We start from the raw sequence: 22,191 nt of genomic DNA on the forward strand, positions 1-22,191 counted from the left end.
GCGCTCACGCGCTAATCCGACCTACCACGGGTCGGTGCAAGCAGGTCGGGTTAGCCGGTACGGCGTAACCCGACATCACCATCAGCGTGGCATTCGTTCCAGCGCATCCATCAACGGCATCGCCGCATCGGCAATCCGTTCCAGGCTCGCTTCGCGCAGGGCGGCGGTGTCCACCGTGTGGCCGGAGTCCAGCCCCGCCCAGCGCAGCAGCGCCGCACACGCGGCGGGCGTGTCGAACATGCCGTGCAAGTAGCTGCCGAGGATTTGCCCGTCGCCCGATACGGCGCCTTCCGGCCGCCCGTCGATGACGAAAGCCGGCTGCGCCAGCGCCGCGCCATGCGACATGCCCATGTGGATTTCATAGCCTGACACGGGCGCTTCGGCCGCGCCGCCAAACGCGCAATGGCCGGCGACTTGCTGCAGGCGTTTTTCCGCTGTCAGCTCCGTCACCAGGTCGAGCAAACCCAGTGCCGCTGACTCTCCAGCCGCGCCTTCCACGCCCCGCGGATCGCGCACGCTTTGCCCCAGCATCTGGAAGCCGCCGCAGATGCCCAGCACCTTGCCGCCATAGCGCAGGTGCTTGGCCAGGTAGGCGGGCCAGCCTTGCTGCTGCAGCCAGGCCAGGTCGCCACGCGTGTTCTTGCTGCCGGGCAGGATCACCAGGTCGGCCGGCGGAATCGGCTGCCCCTGCTGGATAAATTGCAGGTCGATGCCGGGGTGGGCGCGCAGCGCGTCGACATCCGTGTGGTTGCTGATGCGCGGCAGTTGCGGCACCACCACCTTGAAGGCGCCCCGTTCGGCTTGCGTCGTTTCGACGGCGTCTTCCGCATCGAGGAACAGGCCTTGCAGGTAGGGCAGCACGGCCAGCACGGGCTTGCCCGTCTGCTGTTCCAGCCACTCGATGCCGGGCGCAAGCAGCGAGATGTCGCCGCGGAAGCGGTTGATGACGAAGCCGACGATGCGTGCCCGTTCGCTGTCGGACAAACACGCCAGGGTGCCGATGATGTGGGCGAAGACGCCGCCCCGGTCGATGTCGGCCACCAGGATCACGGGGCAGTCGACGGCTTCGGCAAAGCCCATGTTGGCGATGTCGCGCGCGCGCAGATTGACTTCGGCGGGGCTGCCCGCGCCTTCGACGATGACGGCGTCGTATTGCTGGCGCAAGCGCGTAAAGGATTCCAGCACGGCGCCCATCGCGATGGTCTTATATTGCTGGTAGTCGCGCGCATCCATCTCGGCGCGTACCTTGCCGTGGATGATCACTTGCGCGCCCGTGTTCGACGACGGTTTCAAGAGCACCGGATTCATGTCCGTGTGCGGCGCGATGCCGCAGGCCAGCGCCTGCAAGGCCTGGGCGCGGCCGATCTCGCCGCCGTCGCTCGTCACCGCGCTGTTCAAGGCCATGTTTTGCGGCTTGAACGGCGCTACCGTCACGCCACGCCGTTTCAATAAGCGGCACAGGGCCGCGACGACGGTGCTCTTGCCCGCGTCGGATGTCGTGCCCTGCACCATCAGGACGGGGAAGGGGCTCTTCATGTCTGCTGCTCCTGCAGATGTTGCCAGCGCGCGATGATGTCGCTGATCTGGCGCAGCCCTTCGGTAATCGCCGCCGGGCCGGGCGACAGGATGTCGGGCGACTTGATCTCGAACAGCATCTGGTTTTTCACGGCGGGAATCGCATCCCAGCCCGGGCGCGCCGCCAGTTGCGTGGGCTGGAACTTCTTGCCGCACCAGCTGGCGAGGATGATGTCGGGCGCGCGTGCGGCCACGTCACGGGAATCGGCGATGATGCGTTCCTTTGCGCCGGGCTGCCGGGACAATTCCGGGAAGGCGTCCGTGCCGCCGGCGATGGCGATCAGTTCCGCCGCCCAGCCGATACCGCTCATCAGGGGATCGTTCCACTCCTCAAAGTAAATCACGGGCTTGCGCGTCCACGACATTGCGCGGGCCTGTGCGGCGGCGATGTCCGCGCGCAGGCTGGCGATCAGCAATTTGCCCGCTTCCTCGCGCTGCACCAGCGCGGCCAGCACGGCGATCATGCGCAGGATGCCGTCGACCGTGCGCTGGTTGAACTGGTGTACTTCGATGCCGGCCCTGACCAGGTCGCGGCAGATATCGGCCTGCATGTCGCAAAAGCCGATCACGAGATCCGGCTCCACTGCCAGGATGCGTTCCAGGTTCGTGGATGAAAAGCCGCTGATCTTGGTTTTTTCCTCGCGCGCCCGTGGCGGACGCACGGTAAAGCCCGAGATGCCCGCGATGACGTCCTCGGCGCCCAGCGCGTACAGCGTCTCCACGGCCTCCGTCGATAAACAGGCGATGCGCTGGTAGTGGCTCATGATGCGGACTTGGCGCGGCGCTGGCGCGCCGTTTCCAGCTGTTCGCACATGGCGGCCGTGCCTTCGATCATGCGCGGGCCGGCGCGGTTGAGCAGGTCGCCATTCAGGCGGAACAGGTTATTTTTGCGCACGGCCGTCATCGACGGGAAGGCGCGCCACATGGCCAGGCCGCCTTCGCTGCGCGGGTCGCTCTTTTCGCTGGTGCCGAAGATGACTTCCGGGTCTTCCTGCAGCACGCCTTCCGGCGTGACGACGGGCGCCACCACCTTCATCGCGGCGAACACATTCTGGCCGCCGCACACGCGCATCGAATCGCTGATGATGCTCGCGCCGCTCAAGGTATATAGAGGTTTGTCCCATACCTGGTAAAACACGCGCACGGGCGGGCGCTGCGCGTATTGCGCCGTCAAGCTGGCCAGTTTGGCGCGCAGCTGGGCGGCGGCCGGCCTGGCGATTTTTTCCGTGCCCATCAGCTGGCCCAGGCGCTCCATGCTGTCGGGGATATCGGCCAGCTTGCGCGGCTCGCTGTGATAGATGGGCACCTTCAGCTGGCGCAGCATGGCGATCTGGCGCTCGGCGCTGCCATGCATCCACACGACGATCAGGTCCGGCTTCATGGCGATGATGCGTTCCATGTCGTACTGGCGGTTGTCGCCCACCTGAGGCAGTTTCTTGGCCGCTTCCGGGTAGTCGCTGTAGCTGACGACGCCGGCGATCTTGTCGCCGCCGCCGGCCGCGAACAGCAGTTCCGTGACGTGCGGCGCCAGCGCCAGGATGCGCTGTGCCGGTTTTGCCACGGTGACGGTATTGCCGTCGTCGTCGCGCACGGTGATGGCGGCATGCGCCTGCAGCGAGACCAGTCCGGCCAGCAGCAGCGATATTTTCAGGATTTTCATGTGTGCTTCCATGCGGTGAGGGCCTGCTGCAGGCGCAGCCAGGCATGTTCGTCGGGGGGCAGGCCCAGGCGGATGCCATGGGCGGCATGGCGGAACAGGCGCACCCAGATGCCCGATTCCGCCATGTGGCGCCAGAGCGCCTCGGCGCGTGCTTCCGGCCACCATTGAAACAGCGCCGTGCCGTTGCTGGCGATGCCGTGCGCGGCCAATAACTGGCGCAGGCGGGCGCCTTCGCCGCGCAGGCGCTTGCGCATGGCTTCCTGCCAGCGCGTGTCGTTCAGGGCGGCCAGCGCCGTTTGCTGCGCCGGGCCGCTGACGGTCCACGGACCCAGCGTGTCGGCCAGCTGTGCCAGCAGCGCGGGATGGGCGGCGACAAAGCCCAGGCGCAGGCCCGCCAGGCCAAAGAATTTGCCTACCGAGCGCAGCACGATCAAGCCTGGCCGATGCGCATGGGGACCCAGGCTGGCGTGGGACTCCGTGTCGCCAAACGCTTCATCGACCACCAGCCAGCCGCCGCGCGCGGCCAGCTTGCCGGCCCACTCCAGCAGCAGTTCCGGTGCGATGCGTTCGCCCGTGGGATTGTTCGGGTTGCAGACGACCAGCACGTCGCAGTGGTCGACGGCATCGGCCAGCAGCGCATACGGCACTTGCCGCAACTGGTGGCCGTGCTGGCCCCAGTGGTGCGCATGTTCCGCATACGACGGCGCGGCCACTGCCACGCGCGACGGTGCGCGCAGCCGGGGCAGGGCCTGGATGGCGGCTTGCGTGCCTGCCACGGGCAGCATGGCCGGCGCGTCGTAATACGCGCAGGCGGCGGCCGCCAGCGCGGGATCGGCTTCCGGCAGCCGGTGCCAGGCGTTGGCGTCGGGTGCTGGCGCCGCGTACCAGTGCGGATTGATGCCGGTCGACAGGTCGATCCAGTCGGCGATCGGCCGGCCGTATTCGCGCGCCGCGTCGCGCAGGTTGCCGCCATGTTCAAGCAAGATAGGTCTCCCGCAGGTAAGACAGGCCCGCCAGCAGCGCCACCCAGATCAGCCACAAGACAGCCGTTTCGGCGACCAGGCGCCAGGCGCGGTCGATGTCGCGCGCTTCGGCGGGACGGCCGGCGCCCAAAGGCGGGCGGCGTTCCAGCTCGCCGTCATAGATGGCGTCGCCGCCCAGGGCCAGGCCCAGGGCGCCGGCGCCGCTGGCCATCACGGGCCCCGCATTCGGGCTGCCCCAATTGGGCGCCTGCGTGCGCCAGCAGTGCCATGCGTTTTTTTTGTCCGCCATGCTCTTGCCCAGCAAGACATAGGACAAGGCCGTCAGACGCGCCGGCAGGTAATTGAGGATGTCGTCGATGCGCGCGGCGCAGCAGCCGAACCAGTCGTAGCGCGCATTGCGGTAGCCCCACATGGCGTCGAGGGTATTGGCCAGCCTGAAAAGCACGGCGCCGGGGCCGCCCGCCACGGCAAACCAGAACAGGGTGCCGAAGACGGCGTCGTTGCCGTTTTCCAGCAAGGACTCCGTGCTGGCCTTGGCCAGGCTGGCCGCATCGGCATTGGCCGTGTCGCGGCTGACGATGCGCGCCGTCAGCAGGCGCGCGTTGTCCAGGTCATCGATGGCCAGGGCATCGGCGATCGGTTGATTGTGGTCGCGCAGGCTGCGCAAGCCGAGGCACAGATACAGCAAAAGGACGTGCAAGGCCGCCCCGGCCAGGCCGCACAGCCACCAGGCGGCATAGCTGAGGGGCAGCACGGCCAATGCCCATGCCAGCGCGCCGCGCAGGAAACGCCCACGGCCCCGGTTCAGCAGGCGCTCGAGCGCGCTGGCGAGGCGGCCAAAACCCACCAATGGATGCCAGCGGCGCGTTTCTCCCAGCAGCATGTCGAGCAGCACGCCGGCCGCCATCAAGGCGGCCAGCATGGGCAGCGACAGGCCGCTCAGCATGGGCTGCCTTTCAGGTACAGGGGCAAGCCGGCGGCGACAAAGACAGCCTTGTCGCACACGGCGGCCACGGCCTGGTTCAAGCGGCCCGCTTCATCGGTGAAGCAGCGCGAGATGGCGCCGTAGGGGACGATGCCCATGCCCACTTCATTCGAGACGAGCACGAGGTCGCAGCCGGTGTCTTCGATTTCGGCCAGCGCGTACAGCAGGTGCGCGCGCTCGCTGTGGAACAGTTCGGGCAGGGCCAGGTCGCCCACGTCCGGATACGTCGCGCCGCCGGAAAACATCAAATTCGTCAGCCACAGTGTCAGGCAGTCGACCAGCAGCAGCCTGCCGGGCAGTGCTTCCCGCAGGATGGCGTCGCCCAGGCGCAGCGGTTCTTCGATAGTCACCCACCCGGCCGGGCGCTGGGCACGGTGATGCGTGATGCGCGTGGCCATCTCTACATCGCCCGCCTGCGCGGTGGCGATGTAGAGCACTTCCTTGCCGGACTCGCGGGCCAGCTTTTCGGCATAGGCGCTCTTGCCGGAGCGGGCGCCGCCGAAGACCAGGGTGCGCGTCATGGCGCTGTTACCACTCGGTGCCGATTTGTGCGCCGATGCCGGCCGCGTACGCATGCTTGACGACGGCCATTTCGGTGACGGTGTCGGCGATGGCGATCAATTCGTCCGGCGCGCCGCGGCCCGTGATGACCACGTGCTGCATGGCCGGGCGTTCCAGCAGGTCGGCGATGACTTTATGTACGTCGAGGTAGTTGTACTTGAGGGCGATATTGAGTTCGTCGAACAGCACCAGGCCGTAGCTTGGGTCGGCCAGGAAGGTTTTCGCCTGCTCCCATGCCAGTTCGGCTTTTTCGATGTCGCGTTCGCGGTTCTGCGTTTCCCAGGTATAGCCTTCGCCCATCGCATGAAAACTGATTTCATCGGGGAAGCGGCGCAGGAATTTCTCTTCGCCCGTCGACATGGCGCCCTTGATGAACTGCACCACGCCCACTTTCATGCCGTGGCCCATGGCGCGGATGGCCATGCCGAAGCCGCTCGAGCTCTTGCCCTTGCCGTTGCCTGTATTGACGATGATGATGCCGATTTCCTTGTCGGCCTTGGCGATGGCCGCGTCGATGATGGCTTTTTTTCTCTCCATGCGTACGCGGTGGCGTTCGTTGATTGCGGCTGTTTCTACGTCGATAGGTTTGTTGTCGCTCATGTCTGATCCTCTTTCGGTATGAATATCTTGCGTTTGCCGTGATCGATGATCTCGATCGGGTGGCCCAGGTAGTCGCCCAGGATGGAGGCCTGCATCACCTCGGCCACGGGGCCGGCCAGCCAGCCGCCGTCGCCCATCAGCAGCAGCGCATGGGTCGAGACGCTGTGCGCCAGGTTCAGGTCATGGCCGACCATGACCACGGTTTTATTCTGTTCGCGGCACAGCCTGGCCAGCAGGCCCATGACGCTGACCTGGTGCGCCAGGTCCAGCGCGTTGGCCGGTTCATCCAGCAGCAGCAGGGGCGTGTCCTGTGCCAGCATGGCGGCAATCGCCACGCGCTGGCGTTCGCCGCCGGACAGGCTGCGCACGTCGCGTTCGGCCAGGTGGTCCACTTCCATCGAGGCCAGCGCCGCCAGGGCGATGCGCTGGTCGTCGCTGCCTTCCCAGTAATGGTTGTCGTGATACGGGTGGCGCGCCGACAGCACGGTTTCGATGACGCGGTACGAGAACGCGTCGTGCCGCGCCTGCGCGAGGAAGGCCCGTTCGCGCGCCAGTGCTTCCAGTGGCCAGTCGATCAGGGCGCGGCCCTGTATCGTCACGTGGCCGGCATCCGGTTCGCGCAAGCCGGCCAGGGTGCGCAGCAAAGTACTTTTACCCGCGCCGTTGCGGCCGATGACACTCCAGCATTCACCGTCTTTGATCTGCCAGGTGAGGTTTTCCACGAGGGAGCGCGTGCCCGCCTTCAGGCCCAGTTGGTAGGTGCGGATCATGCTTTTTTCATCTCCTGCGCAATCGATGGAGCTGGTACAGGAAGACGGGCGCGCCGATCATGGCCGTCACCACGCCGACGGGCAACTGCAATGGCGCCAGCACGGTGCGCGCCAGGGTATCTGCCAGGACGAGGAAGGTGCCGCCGGCCAGAGCGGCGGCCGGTATCAGCAGGCGATGATCGGGGCCGCAGGCGAAGCGCAGCGCGTGCGGCACGATAAGTCCCACGAAGCCCACGCTGCCGGCGCTGGTGACGGCGCTGGCCGTGAGCAGGCCGGAACAGAAAAACAGGCCCTTGCGCAGGGCGCCCACGCGTACGCCCAAGGTGCTGGCAGCTTCCGCGTGCAGGGCCATGACGTTGAGCGAACGCGCGCAGCGCAGCGCAAAGACCATGGCGCCCGCCAAAACCAGCCAGGGCATCAGCCGCGCTGGCGCGCCGGACAGGTCGCCGATCATCCAGAACACCATGCTGCGCAAGCGGCTTTCCGGGGCGATGGAGAGCATCAGGGTGACGATGGCCATGCAGGCCGAGGCCAGGATCACGCCCGTCAGCAGCAACAGCGAGGCGCCGCCTTCGGCCGCCGTGCCGCCGCGCAGGTCGCGCCGGGCAAAGAAGTACAGCAGCATGGACACGCCGACGGCGCCGGCGAAGGCGGCCGCGTCGACGACCCACAGCGCGCACATGAACAGCAGCGCGGCCAGCGCGCCGACGGAAGCGCCGGCGGAAATGCCCAGCACGTAAGGATCGGCCAGAGGATTGCGCAGCAGCGCCTGCATCATCAGGCCCGCCAGCGACAGCGCCGCGCCGGTGACAAAGGCGGTCAGCGCGCGGCCCAGGCGCAGGTCGAGCAGGGTGGCGGCGAGGGTATCGGTCTTGCCCTGTACAACATGGAACAGGGCGGAAGGCAGGTCGGCGAGCGGAATCGCGATCGAACCGATCATGCCGGAGAAAATCAGGCTGGCAATCGCGCACGCGATCAATACCGTGATGATCACGGTGGCGCGGTGGCGCATATTGCGGAAGAATGGGTGCATGTACTGCCTTAAAATCGGGAACCGCATCTGCGGGCGATGGCGGCATGCCATCGCCCGCAGCTTACATCATTACATCATGCTTATTTCATGCCGTAGCGTACGCCAACGAAGAGGTTCGAGCCTGGCGTTGCGTAGAAGCGGCCCAGTTCGTAGTCCTTGTTGGTGATGTTGTTCCAGCGTGCCAGCACCGACCAGTCACGCGCGAACTGGTAGGTGGTGTACAGGTTCAGCAAGCCATAGCCACCGAGCGTGGTTTTGTTGGCGGCATCTTCAAAACGCTTGCCAGACAACTGCCACTCCGTACCAGCGGTCAAAGGACCGGTCGTGTAATCGACGGTGAAATTGGCATGCTTTTTCGCGCGGCGTGCCAGTTGCTTGTCCGTGGTTTCATTGCGCGGATCTTGCAGGTCGATATTGCCGCTGACGTTGAAGGCGCCGAATTTGCGCGCGCCAGCCAGTGTCACTCCCTCGAGCAGGGCTTTGTCGACGTTCATGCTGCAGCCATAGCCTGGCTTCCAGCCGATTACCGGGCAAGTTGACACGTAGGTGAGCATGTCGGTGATCTTGTTATGGTAGTAGATCGCGCTCAGTTGCGATTGGCCGTCGTTGTAATGCAAGCCAATTTCAGCGTTGCGGCCTTTTTCCGGCTTGTTCGTCGGGATGCCGGAGTCAGGGTAGTAAAGATCGTTGAAGGTTGGTGCGCGGAAACTGGTGCCATAGCTGGCGTTGGCGCGCAAGGCGTTGCTGAAACGATAGCCGTAGGCGACGCTACCCGTGTTGTGCGTACCATACGCCGAGCTGTCGTCGCGACGGCCGCTGATGCTGGCCAGGTGGGCGCCGCGCACCAGGTTGTACGATGCAGCGAACGATTTGGTATTGCGGCCGCCGGACAGGCCCTTGGCCGAGCTCACGACGTCTTCATCACGGTATTCGCCCAGCAATTGCAGGGTGTCACGGCCAATGAGAATATCGTTTTGCCAGCTGATGTCGCTTTGTTTGGTGTCGAACTGGCTTCGGCCGAAGGCGCCGGTGGCGGACACCGAGGTTTGTTTGTCCTTTGCCTGGGCGTAGCGCAGCTCACTGGTCCAGTTCGGCAAGAACTGGTTCTTCGTGAAAACCGAAATGTTTTCCAGCTTATTGTCGTTGCGTGCGTCGAAGTTCAAGCCCGAATCGTACTGCGCATCCAGTTTGCTGTTCAGGAAAGTCAGGCCGACTTCATGGCCCTTGGCCATCTGGTAACCGAACTGGCCGCTGACGCTTTCCTTGTCGTAGCCGTCTTTATCCGGATTGTAGGTATACGTCGAGGCACCCAGCTTGGAGGCGGAAAAGCCATCCGATTTTTCCTTGCCTGCGGTCAGCGCGTAGCTGAAGCTGTTGTTGCCACCAGTAGAGCCGGCAACGCTGGCTTCCGCCTGGCGCGTGTTGTAGCGGCCGTAGCCAGCGAAGGCGGAGAAGCGCGCCGCGCCATCGCCTTTCTTGGTAAAGATCTGGATCACACCACCGACGGCATCGGCACCATACATGGTGCTCAGTGGACCGTAGACGATTTCAACGTGGTCGATGCTCGACAAAGGCAGGGCGCTCCAGTTGGCTGTGCCCGAAGTGGCGGAGCCGATGCGCACGCCGTCGACCAGCACGATATTCTGGTTGCTGTTCGCGCCGCGAATGAAGACGCTCGAATTGGTGCCTGGGCCGCCACTGCGATTGACTTCGATGCCGCGCTGTTTTTGCAGCAGGTCGATCAGCGTACCGGCGCCGGAACGCGCGATGTCTTCCGCGCTGATGGTCTGCGTATCGCTCAATACTTCGCTCAGGTGCTGCGGGTAGCGGTTGGCGGTGACGACGATCGGATCGAAGGTATCTGGCGTGGCTTGGGCGAAAGCGGCAGGCGCGGCAATGGCTAGCGCGAGCGACGTGAGCGTCGCGCGGCAGGAAACAGCATGGGTCATGATAATTTTCAGTAAGTAATATGCAACCAGCCGACGTCCCCGTAGGCCAGATTGAACAGAAGTGGGAACTGAGATTGACGATCGAAGATGGCCATCGGCCATTCGGATCGCGAACATCCCCGTTCGCACACTTCCACCTGTCCTGGCCGGTATCCGGGCTGGCAAGTACGGCTATCCCACCTTCCCATGCTCGATGATTGCAAGCACAGTGGTTGTCAGAGATAGCTTGTCGTCCGCTTCCTGTAGAGAGGGGCGACACTTGCTTACCGTTGCGGGGGCAGCACACGTTCGCCGCGGTTGCGGCATCGTGTTTCCCGTTTAACTGCGCTCATGGACATGAGCGCGGGCACCAAAACCCCGTCATTATACGTGCAGTGGGCGTGGACTGACATGGCTGGCTGGACGATTCGATATCAGAAATCGACGACGACCGTCGCACCGTAGGCGATTTTGTGGGCGGAATGGGCGGCCAGCAGGGCCGTTTCCTCCAATGGCAGCTGCGCCTGCAGCGCCGACAGCAAGCGGATGGTGCCCGCATGGCAGATGATGATCGCCGTGTCGTGTTGTTCGCGCAACAGATCGCCTAAAAACGCATCGACGCGGGCAGCCATCGCCAGCACGTTCTCGCCGCCGCCGGGGCGGTACCAGGCCAGGTCGGCGGCCCAGGCATCGATGTCCGCGCGCGCAATCGCGTGCCAGGGCTGCATTTCCCAGGTGCCGAAATCCATTTCGGCCAGCCGGGCATCAAAGTGTAATTCGCTCGCGGGCAGATCCTGCGCCAGGGCCGTTGCCAGGCCGGCGCAGCGGCGCAGCGGACTGGCGTAGAGCGGCACACCGGGTGGCAAGGTCGCTTGCAGGCTGGCGCGCGCGGCGGCCATTTCATGCGGCGCCACCGCCACGTCGCTGCGGCCATAGCAGGTGCCGCTGGTCACCTGCGGCGCGGGGTGGCGAACGAGAATCAGGCGCATGGTGTCAATAGAAGCGTGTTGGCGGCTGAAAGCTGGAGAGAATGGCCAAGTAAATCGCCACTTCGGCCAGTTGCTGCACGGCGCCCAGGCAGTCGCCCGTATAGCCTTGCAGGCGGCGCTGGCATTTGCGGCCCAGCCAGAATGCGGCAGCTGCCGCCGCGACGATGGCAAAGACCAGCGCCGCCCAGTCAACTATCCCCAGCGCGCCGCAGGCGATGGCAGGCAGCAGGGCGCAGACGGCGGCGATGATGAATTCCCCCGTCGTCATTTCCTGCGCCATCGGTTTGGCCTTGCCTTCGTCGCGCGCATAGTCCATGAGCCAGATCAGCGAGACGGCGGCCAGGCGCGAGAGCGGATGGGCGATGAACAGGGTCGCCACCACGGAGGCAGGCGGCAGCGAGGCGAGTGCGGAGCACTTGATGGCCAGCAGACTGAGGATGCCGATGGCGCCATACGCGCCGATGCGTGAATCCTTCATGATTTCCAGCACCCGCTCGCGCGTCAGGCCGCCGCCGAAGCCGTCGCACATGTCGGCAAAACCGTCTTCATGGAAGGCGCCCGTCAGGTAGATACCGGCGGCGACGGCCAGCAGCACGGTCACCGCCGAAGGCAGGAGCCAGCTGGCCAGCAGATACACGGCGCCGCTGATGGCCGCCACCACCACGCCGACCAGTGGAAAGTAGCGCGAGGCGTGTTGCAGCCAGGCCGGCTCGAAACCCACCCAGCGGGGGATCGGCAGGCGCGTGAAGAACTGCAGCGCGATAAAGAACAGGCGGCACTGATGGACTGCGGCGGAAACGGGGTTGCTCATGATCTTAGTCTGGCGTGGACTTTTCGCTGACCTGGGCCGAGGCGAACGTGGCCATCTCGCGCATGAAGTTGACGGCCGCGTGCAGCAGCGGCAAGGCCAGCGCCGATCCCGTGCCTTCACCGAGGCGCAAATCGAGGTGCAGCAGCGGACGCGCTCCGAGGCTGGCCAGCAGTTGGCGATGGCCGTTTTCATCGGAGCAGTGCGAAAATACGCAGTAATCGAGGATGGCTGGCTGCAAACGGGCCGCCACCAGCAGGGCGCTGCTGACGATGAAGCCGTCGATCAGCAGAATCATGCGCCGTTCGGCTGCCTTGAGCATGGCGCCGGCCATCATGGCGATCTCGAAACCGCCAAAGGTAGCCAGCACGTCGAGCGGCTCATGGATTGCCGCATGATGGGCGACAGCCGCCTCGATCACCTGCTGCTTGTGTAATACCCCTTCCTTGGACAGGCCCGTGCCGGCACCGACGCAGTCGGCAACCGGCGTTTGCGTCAGCTTGTGCATCAGTGCGGCAGCGGCAGTGGTGTTGCCGATGCCCATTTCGCCAAAGCCCAGCACATTGCCGTCCAAGGTGGCGGCCAGGTCCATGCCCGCCTGCATGGCGGCCAGGCATTGTTCCTGGCTCATGGCGGGTTCCTTGGCAAAGTTGCGGGTGCCGGGAGCTTGCTTGCGGTCCAGCAGGCCGTCGCGCGGGCCGAAATCGTGGTTCACGCCGGCGTCTACTACATAGAGGGCGCACTCGCTCTGACGGGCAAAGACATTGATGGCGGCGCCGTTGCCGAGGAAGTTCTCCACCATTTGCCAGGTCACGCTTTGCGGATAGGCGGAAATGCCTTCGGCGACGACACCATGGTCGGCCGCGAAAACGATGATGGCCGGCTGGCGCAAGGCCAGTTGCGTGCTTTGCTGGATCAGGCCGATCTGGCGCGCCAGGGTTTCCAGCATGCCGAGACTGCCCAGCGGCTTGGTCTTGCTATTGATGGCGTGTTCGAGGGCGTTGGCCAGGGCGGAATTGGCGGTGGGGACGATGTGTGGGATAGGCATGGAAGTCAATGTGATGGGGCAGGGGATTGTCGGCACTACGATATCACACAGCAATATTTGCCCAGCTGCAAATTAGCGCTTGCGGGTCGCGCGGCGCAGGGCTATAATTCGCCCCCTCGCTGAACGACGCATGCAAATGCTGAGTACGGTGAGAAAAAGAAGGAGTTGACGGATGTAGTAAAATGCTTCATACTCTTCCTTCTTCGCAGCTGACAAACACAACGCTTTGTCGATAGCGCGAAAGCAGTACCGAATACAGTTCTTTAACAATTAACAGTCGATAAGTGTGGGCATTTGATGCAAGTGCAGCGTCAATCTTCGGATTGGCGTCTAACTTAAAATATCAAATGTTCACAAGAAATAATGAAATAGGCGCTACGAAAGTAGTGGCCTGTCAGTTTTTTGAGTGAGCGACCCGTCGCAAGACGGTGCCGGTAAAACGGCAAAGTAACAGAGATTAAACTGAAGAGTTTGATCCTGGCTCAGATTGAACGCTGGCGGCATGCCTTACACATGCAAGTCGAACGGCAGCACGGAGCTTGCTCTGGTGGCGAGTGGCGAACGGGTGAGTAATATATCGGAACGTACCCTGGAGTGGGGGATAACGTAGCGAAAGTTACGCTAATACCGCATACGATCTACGGATGAAAGTGGGGGATCGCAAGACCTCATGCTCGTGGAGCGGCCGATATCTGATTAGCTAGTTGGTAGGGTAAAAGCCTACCAAGGCATCGATCAGTAGCTGGTCTGAGAGGACGACCAGCCACACTGGAACTGAGACACGGTCCAGACTCCTACGGGAGGCAGCAGTGGGGAATTTTGGACAATGGGCGAAAGCCTGATCCAGCAATGCCGCGTGAGTGAAGAAGGCCTTCGGGTTGTAAAGCTCTTTTGTCAGGGAAGAAACGGTGAGAGCTAATATCTCTTGCTAATGACGGTACCTGAAGAATAAGCACCGGCTAACTACGTGCCAGCAGCCGCGGTAATACGTAGGGTGCAAGCGTTAATCGGAATTACTGGGCGTAAAGCGTGCGCAGGCGGTTTTGTAAGTCTGATGTGAAATCCCCGGGCTCAACCTGGGAATTGCATTGGAGACTGCAAGGCTAGAATCTGGCAGAGGGGGGTAGAATTCCACGTGTAGCAGTGAAATGCGTAGATATGTGGAGGAACACCGATGGCGAAGGCAGCCCCCTGGGTCAAGATTGACGCTCATGCACGAAAGCGTGGGGAGCAAACAGGATTAGATACCCTGGTAGTCCACGCCCTAAACGATGTCTACTAGTTGTCGGGTCTTAATTGACTTGGTAACGCAGCTAACGCGTGAAGTAGACCGCCTGGGGAGTACGGTCGCAAGATTAAAACTCAAAGGAATTGACGGGGACCCGCACAAGCGGTGGATGATGTGGATTAATTCGATGCAACGCGAAAAACCTTACCTACCCTTGACATGGCTGGAATCCCCGAGAGATCGGGGAGTGCTCGAAAGAGAACCAGTACACAGGTGCTGCATGGCTGTCGTCAGCTCGTGTCGTGAGATGTTGGGTTAAGTCCCGCAACGAGCGCAACCCTTGTCATTAGTTGCTACGAAAGGGCACTCTAATGAGACTGCCGGTGACAAACCGGAGGAAGGTGGGGATGACGTCAAGTCCTCATGGCCCTTATGGGTAGGGCTTCACACGTCATACAATGGTACATACAGAGCGCCGCCAACCCGCGAGGGGGAGCTAATCGCAGAAAGTGTATCGTAGTCCGGATTGTAGTCTGCAACTCGACTGCATGAAGTTGGAATCGCTAGTAATCGCGGATCAGCATGTCGCGGTGAATACGTTCCCGGGTCTTGTACACACCGCCCGTCACACCATGGGAGCGGGTTTTACCAGAAGTAGGTAGCTTAACCGCAAGGAGGGCGCTTACCACGGTAGGATTCGTGACTGGGGTGAAGTCGTAACAAGGTAGCCGTATCGGAAGGTGCGGCTGGATCACCTCCTTTCTAGAGTTTGCACGAATCAGTAATGATTCACGCATCAAATGTTCACACTTATCGGCTGTTAAATGAAGAAGAAACAGTAGTCGTAGTAGCACCGCGTTGGGGCTGTAGCTCAGCTGGTTAGAGCACCGTGTTGATAACGCGGGGGTCGTTGGTTCGAGTCCAACCAGCCCTACCAGTAAGACCCGAGTCGTAGAAATATCCTGGGGGATTAGCTCAGCTGGGAGAGCACCTGCTTTGCAAGCAGGGGGTCGTCGGTTCGATCCCGTCATCCTCCACCAAGTACTTTGAAAGTGCAAACGTAAGCCAGTCAACAAGACTTGGGTTTAGGTTTGATCTTTTAGCGATCAAAGCTGTTTCGTTCTTTAACAATCTGGAAGAAGTAAAGATTATTTATTGATCGGTTTGCCGTAACAAGCGAATCGATGGGTAATGATTGTATGTATCAACAAACAAGCAACAACGTTGTACTTTCTTATCCCTGTAGCGCTCTTTTCGTTTGAAAGAATGAAGAGGCTAACGTTATAGGGACAAGCGAATAAGTGCACATGGTGGATGCCTTGGCGATTACAGGCGATGAAGGACGTAGTAGCTTGCGATAAGCTGCGGGGAGTGAGCAAACACACTTTGATCCGCAGATTTCCGAATGGGGCAACCCACCCTTTTAGGGTATTGCATACTGAATACATAGGTATGCAAGGCGAACGCGGCGAACTGAAACATCTAAGTAGCTGCAGGAAAAGAAATCAACCGAGATTCCCAAAGTAGCGGCGAGCGAAATGGGAAGAGCCTGTACGTGATAGTCGGACCGATAACAGAATCCCCTGGAAATGGGAGCCATAGTGGGTGATAGCCCCGTATGTGAAATCGGACCGGTGGTACTAAGCGTACGACAAGTAGGGCGGGACACGTGACATCCTGTCTGAATATGGGGGGACCATCCTCCAAGGCTAAATACTCGTAATCGACCGATAGTGAACCAGTACCGTGAGGGAAAGGCGAAAAGAACCCCGGAAGGGGAGTGAAATAGATCCTGAAACCGTGTGCATACAAACAGTAGGAGCGGACTTGTTCCGTGACTGCGTACCTTTTGTATAATGGGTCAGCGACTTACATTCAGTGGCAAGGTTAACCGAATAGGGAAGCCGTAGAGAAATCGAGTCCGAATAGGGCGATCAGTCGCTGGGTGTAGACCCGAAACCAAGTGATCTACTCATGGCCAGGATGAAGGTGCGGTAACACGCCCTGGAGGTCCGAACCCACTAATGTTGAAAAATTAGGGGATGAGCTGTGGGTAGGGGTGAAAGGCTAAACAAACTTGGAAATAGCTGGTTCTCTCCGAAAACTATTTAGGTAGTGCCTCAAGTATCACCATCGGGGGTAGAGCACTGTTATGGCTAGGGGGTCATTGCGACTTACCAAACCATTGCAAACTCCGAATACCGATGAGTGCGAGCTTGGGAGACAGACGTCGGGTGCTAACGTCCGGCGTCAAGAGGGAAACAACCCAGACCGCCAGCTAAGGTCCCAAAGATTGGCTAAGTGGAAAACGAAGTGGGAAGGCTAAAACAGTCAGGATGTTGGCTTAGAAGCAGCCATCATTTAAAGAAAGCGTAATAGCTCACTGATCGAGTCGTCCTGCGCGGAAGATGTAACGGGGCTAAGCCAGTCACCGAAGCTGCGGATATGCGTAAGCATATGGTAGGAGAGCGTTCTGTAAGCCTGCGAAGGTGTCTTGTAAAGGATGCTGGAGGTATCAGAAGTGCGAATGCTGACATGAGTAGCGATAATGGGGGTGAAAAGCCTCCACGCCGTAAGCCCAAGGTTTCCTGTTCAACGTTCATCGGAGCAGGGTGAGTCGGCCCCTAAGGCGAGGCAGAGATGCGTAGCTGATGGGAAGCAGGTTAATATTCCTGCACCGTCGTATGATGCGATGGGGGGACGGATCGCGGAAGGTTGTCTGACTGTTGGAATAGTCAGTTTCTGTCTCATAGAAGGCGCTTAGGCAAATCCGGGCGCAGGATTCAAGGGGATGGGACGAGTGAATTTATTCACGAAGCAATCGGAAGTGGTTCCAAGAAAAGCCTCTAAGCTTCAGTCATACGAGACCGTACCGCAAACCGACACAGGTGGGCGAGATGAGTATTCTAAGGCGCTTGAGAGAACTCGGGAGAAGGAACTCGGCAAATTGGTACCGTAACTTCGGGAAAAGGTACGCCCCGGTAGCTTGATTGGTTTACTCCATGAGGGTGAAAGGGTTGCAATAAACTGGTGGCTGCGACTGTTTAATAAAAACACAGCACTCTGCAAACACGAAAGTGGACGTATAGGGTGTGACGCCTGCCCGGTGCTGGAAGATTAAATGATGGGGTGCAAGCTCTTGATTGAAGTCCCAGTAAACGGCGGCCGTAACTATAACGGTCCTAAGGTAGCGAAATTCCTTGTCGGGTAAGTTCCGACCTGCACGAATGGCGTAACGATGGCCACACTGTCTCCTCCCGAGACTCAGCGAAGTTGAAATGTTTGTGATGATGCAATCTACCCGCGGCTAGACGGAAAGACCCCATGAACCTTTACTGTAGCTTTGCATTGGACTTTGAACCAATCTGTGTAGGATAGGTGGGAGGCTTTGAAGCGGGGACGCTAGTTCTCGTGGAGCCAACCTTGAAATACCACCCTGGTTTGTTTGAGGTTCTAACCTTGGTCCGTTATCCGGATCGGGGACAGTGCATGGTAGGCAGTTTGACTGGGGCGGTCTCCTCCTAAAGTGTAACGGAGGAGTTCGAAGGTACGCTAGATACGGTCGGACATCGTGTTGATAGTGCAATGGCATAAGCGTGCTTAACTGCGAGACTGACAAGTCGAGCAGGTACGAAAGTAGGACATAGTGATCCGGTGGTTCTGTATGGAAGGGCCATCGCTCAACGGATAAAAGGTACTCTGGGGATAACAGGCTGATTCCTCCCAAGAGTTCATATCGACGGGGGAGTTTGGCACCTCGATGTCGGCTCATCACATCCTGGGGCTGTAGCCGGTCCCAAGGGTATGGCTGTTCGCCATTTAAAGTGGTACGTGAGCTGGGTTTAAAACGTCGTGAGACAGTTTGGTCCCTATCTGCCGTGGGCGTTGGAAATTTGAAGGGGGCTGCTCCTAGTACGAGAGGACCGGAGTGGACGAACCTCTGGTGTACCGGTTGTCACGCCAGTGGCATTGCCGGGTAGCTAAGTTCGGAAGAGATAACCGCTGAAAGCATCTAAGCGGGAAACTTGCCTTGAGATGAGATTTCCCAGAGCCTTGAGCTCTTTGAAGGGTCGTTCGAGACCAGGACGTTGATAGGCTGGGTGTGGAAGTGCAGTAATGCATTAAGCTAACCAGTACTAATTGCCCGTACGGCTTGTCCCTATAACCTTAGCAGGTACAGAGGATAAGACGGTACAACGTTGCGTGTGTGTTGATACACCAATTCATTACCCCGATCTTTGCTTCTTCCAGATTCATGGCTTTGTCGCTCTACTGAGGACAAATGCCGGTACAAGTTATGCCTGATGACCATAGCAAGTTGGTCCCACCCCTTCCCATCCCGAACAGGACCGTGAAACAACTTTGCGCCGATGATAGTGCTGCAACCAGTGTGAAAGTAGGTTATCGTCAGGCTTGTTATACGAAAAAACCCCCATCGGTGACCCGGTGGGGGTTTTTTTACGTCTGGCGCTTGGATACGCCGCTGGTGCTGTCGGCTTACGCTGCGCTAAGCCGACCTACGCCGGCCTGCGCCGGCCTGCGCCGACCGACATCGACCTACGTCGACCTGCGCTTGACTCCGGTACTTCGCCGTTGGGAGAATGCTGGACGAAAAAAAGCAGCGCTGTGCGCTGCCTCTGTTATCTAATACTGTCCCATTCCAGGTCAAAGCGGGCCAGGAATTTCTTGAGCCGGTCCGCATCATTCGGTTTCGCCTTTGCCTCGCGCGAAACGGCATACAGCTTGCGGCCCGCATCGGACAGGCTGTTGGACTGTCGGCACACCTGGATGACTGCCTGCAGCTGCAGCGCATCGAACAGGTCGAGTTGCGCTGCCGCCTGCTCTCCCATCAGCTCTGCCAGGTCCACTTCCGGACGACCGGTTCGTCCATCATGATGCTGCCACATCCGGTTCAGGCGCCTGATCTCTTCGTCGACCACACTATCCGTGATGCGGCCCGCTTCCGACAGCGTGGCAAGGCGCGTGACGGCGGCGGACAGGTCGCGGAAATTCCCCTTCCATGCGGAGGTAGGCAGGCTGGCAAAGCGCATGAAACGCTCGCGCGCCTCCTTGTTGAAGCGCACTCTTTCGCCAGTCTCCGCACCGTACTGCGCCAGCAGGTAGTCCAGGTTCGGCTCAATATCCTCGGCTCGCTGCGCCAGACCCGGTAATTCGTACGTCCACAGGTTGATGCGCGCATGCAGGTCTTCGCGGAAGCGGCCGGCGGCCACTTCTTTTCCCAGGTCGCGGTTGGTGCCGGCGATCAGCTGGAAGTCGCTTTGCACCTCCGTATCCGCACCAACAGGAAAGAAGCGTTTTTCTTCGATCGCTTTCAGCAGCATCGCCTGTTCATCGAGTCCCAGCTCGCTGATTTCATCGAGAAACAGCAAGCCCTTGTGCGCGCTGCGCAGCAAGCCTGGCCTATCCGAACCCGCGCCTGTAAATGCCCCCTTGATATGGCCGAACAAGGTTGAGGCTGCGCCATCGCCATGCAGGGTGGCGCAATTGAGGTCGATGAATTTGCCGTCGATCTGGTGACGCGATTTTTTCAGTTCATACACGCGGCGCGCAAGAAAGGACTTGCCGGCACCGGTAGGTCCCATCAGCAGCATGGGCGCGCGCGACTTGATGGCGACGCGCTCGATTTCCTCGATCATGCTGTTGAACTTCGCATTGCGCGTGGCGATGCCGGACTTCAGGAAGGCCACGCCCTCGGCCTGTTCGCGCGTAAAACGCTGCGCGATCTGGTCGTAGCGCGACAGATCGAGGTCGATCAGCGCGTAGCTGCCTGGATTGCCGATGGCCTGGCGCTTCGGTGGCGACGTCTGCACGAGGCGGCCGGGAAAATAGCGCGCTTCCGTCATCAGGAACATGCAGATTTGCGCCACGTGGCTGCCGGTGGTGATGTGGATCCAGTACTCCTCCTTGTCCGGATCGAAGGCGTAGCTGTTGGCAAAATCGTAAAGCGCGCCATACACGTCTTCAAAATCCCAGGCATCGCTGATGGGCAGTTCATGGGCGACCAGCCTTGTTTCAGGCGAGACGCTGGCGATGTCCTGCGATACCTGGCGCACCAGGTTATCGAACTGCCTGCCTGCATACAGCAGCTCGAAACGGTCGATGATCTTGTCCTCGTGCTGGGTCAGGGCGATGCTGGGGCGCCACTTTTCCCAGCGTGCCGCTCCCCTGCCATTGTCGAGCTGCGTGCCGAGAAAGCCGATGACGACGATACGTTTTGCTTGCATAGTTGGGATAAATATTTATCTTAAAAGATAATTGTATTCCAAATCACCGTGGCAGGGATATTTTCAACGCACAGCTTACGTGAAAATATTATTTAATGAAATCAATGGTTTATGGAAATGTTTGAGGAAATATTGAAAGCTGGCACGGCGTTTGCAATAGAGGAGATACCAACGAGATAAACGTAGAGAGCAGAGAGGAACGAAAAATGGCCAACGCCCACTTATTCCAGAGCGCACAACAGACCGCGACCGTGCCAGCGGCACTGGCACGCAATGCCGAAGGCGCGCCGGCCTACGCGTTGACGCCCCGGCATCAACTGGCGCAATATGCGGCCACCGGTTGCCTGAACACGACGTTCTATGCCAGCGCGGAAGCGCAGCTGGCGAAAGTACTCGAGCTGTGCCAGGCCGTCGAGCCGGCTTTCATCGCGCAAACGGCCGTGTACTGCCGCGAGCGGGGCTACATGAAAGACATGCCGGCCTTGCTGGTGGCCGTGCTGGCGGGGCAGGGCGCTGCCGAATTTGCGCCGGCCTTCCAGCGCGTGATTAACAACGGCAAGATGCTGCGCAACTTCGTGCAAATCATGCGTTCGGGCGCCGTGGGCCGCAAGTCGCTGGGATCGCGTCCGAAAAAGCTGGTACAGGCATGGTTGAACAACGCATCCGAGCAGGCCTTGCTGGCCGCTGCCGTGGGCAATGCGCCGTCGCTGGCCGACGTGGTGAAAATGGTGCATCCGAAACCGCAGGCAGCGTGGCGGGAGGCATTCTTTGCCTGGCTGATCGGCAAGGAATATACACGCGATGCCTTGCCGCCGGCGCTGGCCGCGTTCGAGGCATACAAGGCCGATCCTTCGCAGCCGATACCGGCAGTGCCGTTCCAGATGCTGACGGCGCTGCCCTTGAGCGCGCAGGATTGGGCGCAGATCGCCCGCCAGGGCAGCTGGCAGATGGTGCGCATGAATCTGAATACCTTTGCCCGCCATGGCGTGTACGCGATTGATGGCATGCCGGAACTGATCGCCGCCAAGCTGCGCGATCCCGAAGCGATCGCCAGCTCGCGCGTGTTTCCCTACCAACTGATGTCGGCGTACATGGCCGCCGGCGACAAGGTACCGCGCATCGTGCACGCAGCGCTGGAGCAGGCGCTGGAAATATCGCTGGCGAACGTGCCGCGGATCGCGGGCAAGGTGGTGGTGTGTCCTGACGTTTCCGGCTCGATGGCCTCGCCCGTTAGCGGTTTTCGCGGCAGCGCCACCTCGAACGTGCGCTGCATCGATGTGGCGGCTCTGGTGGCGGCAGCCATGCTGCGCAAGAATCCGGACGCCATGGTGCTGCCGTTCGAGCACAACGTGGTGCAGTGCGCACTTGGCGCCGATGACAGCGTAATGGCGAATGCGGCCAGGCTGGCGGCCATCGGCGGTGGCGGCACCAATTGCAGCGCACCCCTGCTGCGCATGAACGGCAGGAAGGAGCTGGCCGACCTGGTGATCTATGTGTCCGATAACGAATCGTGGATCGACGCGAAGCGCAGCGGCGCCACGGCGACGATGGGACAGTGGACGGTTTTCAAGCAGCGCAATCCGCAGGCAAAGCTGGTGTGCATCGATATTTCGCCGCATGCCACGACACAGGCGATGGAGCGCGAGGATATCCTGAATATCGGCGGTTTTTCCGACGACGTCTTCAAGATCATCGCCGCCTTTGCCGCCGGTCAGCTGGACCCGGCCCACTGGGTGGGAGAAATCGCCGCCCTCGATGTCGCGGCACCAGCTTGTTGA

General features: G+C 60.7%; 15 protein-coding genes, 2 tRNA genes, 3 rRNA genes and 1 riboswitch. Of the genes, 6 read left to right on the top strand and 14 right to left on the bottom strand.

What is annotated here, in order from left to right:
• Window positions 1-81: 81 nt before the first annotated feature.
• The 13 genes from JAB4_RS06170 to cobT form a co-directional block, all read right to left on the bottom strand.
• On the bottom strand, window positions 82-1,536 hold the full coding sequence (locus JAB4_RS06170) for a cobyric acid synthase (protein WP_070219373.1): 1,455 nt from the start codon (window positions 1,534-1,536) through the stop codon (window positions 82-84).
• Window positions 1,533-2,339: an ABC transporter substrate-binding protein gene (locus JAB4_RS06175; protein ID WP_070219374.1), complete on the bottom strand. Its 807-nt coding sequence runs from the start codon at window positions 2,337-2,339 to the stop codon at window positions 1,533-1,535. Before JAB4_RS06175 ends, JAB4_RS06170 begins: the two co-directional genes overlap by 4 nt.
• Window positions 2,336-3,235, bottom strand: a complete 900-nt coding sequence (locus JAB4_RS06180; RefSeq protein ID WP_070219375.1) for a cobalamin-binding protein — start codon at window positions 3,233-3,235, stop codon at window positions 2,336-2,338. Before JAB4_RS06180 ends, JAB4_RS06175 begins: the two co-directional genes overlap by 4 nt.
• Window positions 3,232-4,218 (bottom strand): threonine-phosphate decarboxylase CobD, encoded by a 987-nt coding sequence (gene cobD / locus JAB4_RS06185; RefSeq protein WP_070219376.1) that lies wholly within the window; start codon window positions 4,216-4,218, stop codon window positions 3,232-3,234. The genes JAB4_RS06180 and cobD overlap by 4 nt, the downstream gene beginning before the upstream one ends.
• The gene (gene cbiB / locus JAB4_RS06190; protein ID WP_070219377.1) at window positions 4,211-5,164 is read right to left on the bottom strand and encodes an adenosylcobinamide-phosphate synthase CbiB; all 954 of its coding nucleotides are present in this window, start codon (window positions 5,162-5,164) and stop codon (window positions 4,211-4,213) included. The genes cobD and cbiB overlap by 8 nt, the downstream gene beginning before the upstream one ends.
• Window positions 5,158-5,724, bottom strand: coding sequence for a bifunctional adenosylcobinamide kinase/adenosylcobinamide-phosphate guanylyltransferase (cobU, locus tag JAB4_RS06195; RefSeq protein WP_070219378.1), 567 nt, complete (start codon window positions 5,722-5,724; stop codon window positions 5,158-5,160). The genes cbiB and cobU overlap by 7 nt, the downstream gene beginning before the upstream one ends.
• 7 nt (window positions 5,725-5,731) lie before the next feature.
• Entirely contained in the window at window positions 5,732-6,364 is a 633-nt protein-coding gene (gene cobO, locus JAB4_RS06200) for a cob(I)yrinic acid a,c-diamide adenosyltransferase (RefSeq protein ID WP_070219379.1), read from the bottom strand.
• Window positions 6,361-7,134: an ABC transporter ATP-binding protein gene (locus JAB4_RS06205; protein ID WP_070219380.1), complete on the bottom strand. Its 774-nt coding sequence runs from the start codon at window positions 7,132-7,134 to the stop codon at window positions 6,361-6,363. Before JAB4_RS06205 ends, cobO begins: the two co-directional genes overlap by 4 nt.
• A gap of 7 nt (window positions 7,135-7,141) precedes the next feature.
• Entirely contained in the window at window positions 7,142-8,167 is a 1,026-nt protein-coding gene (locus JAB4_RS06210) for an iron ABC transporter permease (RefSeq protein WP_070219381.1), read from the bottom strand.
• An 80-nt stretch (window positions 8,168-8,247) separates the two neighbouring features.
• Window positions 8,248-10,116, bottom strand: a complete 1,869-nt coding sequence (locus tag JAB4_RS06215) for a TonB-dependent receptor (protein ID WP_070219382.1) — start codon at window positions 10,114-10,116, stop codon at window positions 8,248-8,250.
• A gap of 126 nt (window positions 10,117-10,242) precedes the next feature.
• Window positions 10,243-10,485: riboswitch (cobalamin riboswitch) on the bottom strand.
• Window positions 10,486-10,529: 44 nt separating this feature from the next.
• Window positions 10,530-11,084, bottom strand: coding sequence for a histidine phosphatase family protein (locus JAB4_RS06220; RefSeq protein WP_070219383.1), 555 nt, complete (start codon window positions 11,082-11,084; stop codon window positions 10,530-10,532).
• 4 nt (window positions 11,085-11,088) lie between these two features.
• A complete protein-coding gene (locus JAB4_RS06225) occupies window positions 11,089-11,895 on the bottom strand; it encodes an adenosylcobinamide-GDP ribazoletransferase (RefSeq protein WP_070219384.1) in 807 nt (268 codons plus the stop codon).
• Window positions 11,896-11,899: 4 nt separating this feature from the next.
• Complete coding sequence (gene cobT / locus JAB4_RS06230) at window positions 11,900-12,940, bottom strand: nicotinate-nucleotide--dimethylbenzimidazole phosphoribosyltransferase (protein WP_070219385.1); 1,041 nt, start codon at window positions 12,938-12,940, stop codon at window positions 11,900-11,902.
• A 459-nt stretch (window positions 12,941-13,399) separates the two neighbouring features.
• Here cobT and JAB4_RS06235 point away from each other — a divergent pair.
• The 5 genes from JAB4_RS06235 (at window position 13,400) to rrf (ending at window position 18,581) form a co-directional block, all read left to right on the top strand.
• Window positions 13,400-14,930 (top strand): 16S ribosomal RNA (locus tag JAB4_RS06235).
• Window positions 14,931-15,028: 98 nt separating this feature from the next.
• Window positions 15,029-15,105 (top strand) — tRNA-Ile (locus JAB4_RS06240).
• Window positions 15,106-15,132: 27 nt separating this feature from the next.
• A tRNA-Ala gene (locus JAB4_RS06245) sits at window positions 15,133-15,208 on the top strand.
• Window positions 15,209-15,455: 247 nt separating this feature from the next.
• Window positions 15,456-18,329, top strand: a 23S ribosomal RNA gene (locus JAB4_RS06250).
• 139 nt (window positions 18,330-18,468) lie between these two features.
• Window positions 18,469-18,581, top strand: a 5S ribosomal RNA gene (gene rrf / locus JAB4_RS06255).
• The 16S, 23S and 5S rRNA genes sit together here with 2 tRNA genes alongside, the layout of an rRNA operon.
• 227 nt (window positions 18,582-18,808) lie before the next feature.
• Here the strand turns inward: rrf and rtcR are convergent.
• Window positions 18,809-20,413, bottom strand: a complete 1,605-nt coding sequence (gene rtcR, locus JAB4_RS06260) for an RNA repair transcriptional activator RtcR (RefSeq protein WP_070221744.1) — start codon at window positions 20,411-20,413, stop codon at window positions 18,809-18,811.
• 206 nt (window positions 20,414-20,619) lie between these two features.
• Here rtcR and JAB4_RS06265 point away from each other — a divergent pair, with 206 nt between their 5' ends.
• A complete protein-coding gene (locus tag JAB4_RS06265; protein WP_070221745.1) occupies window positions 20,620-22,191 on the top strand; it encodes a TROVE domain-containing protein in 1,572 nt (523 codons plus the stop codon).

Source organism: Janthinobacterium sp. HH102 (genome assembly GCF_001758625.2).
GTDB lineage: Bacteria > Pseudomonadota > Gammaproteobacteria > Burkholderiales > Burkholderiaceae_D > Janthinobacterium.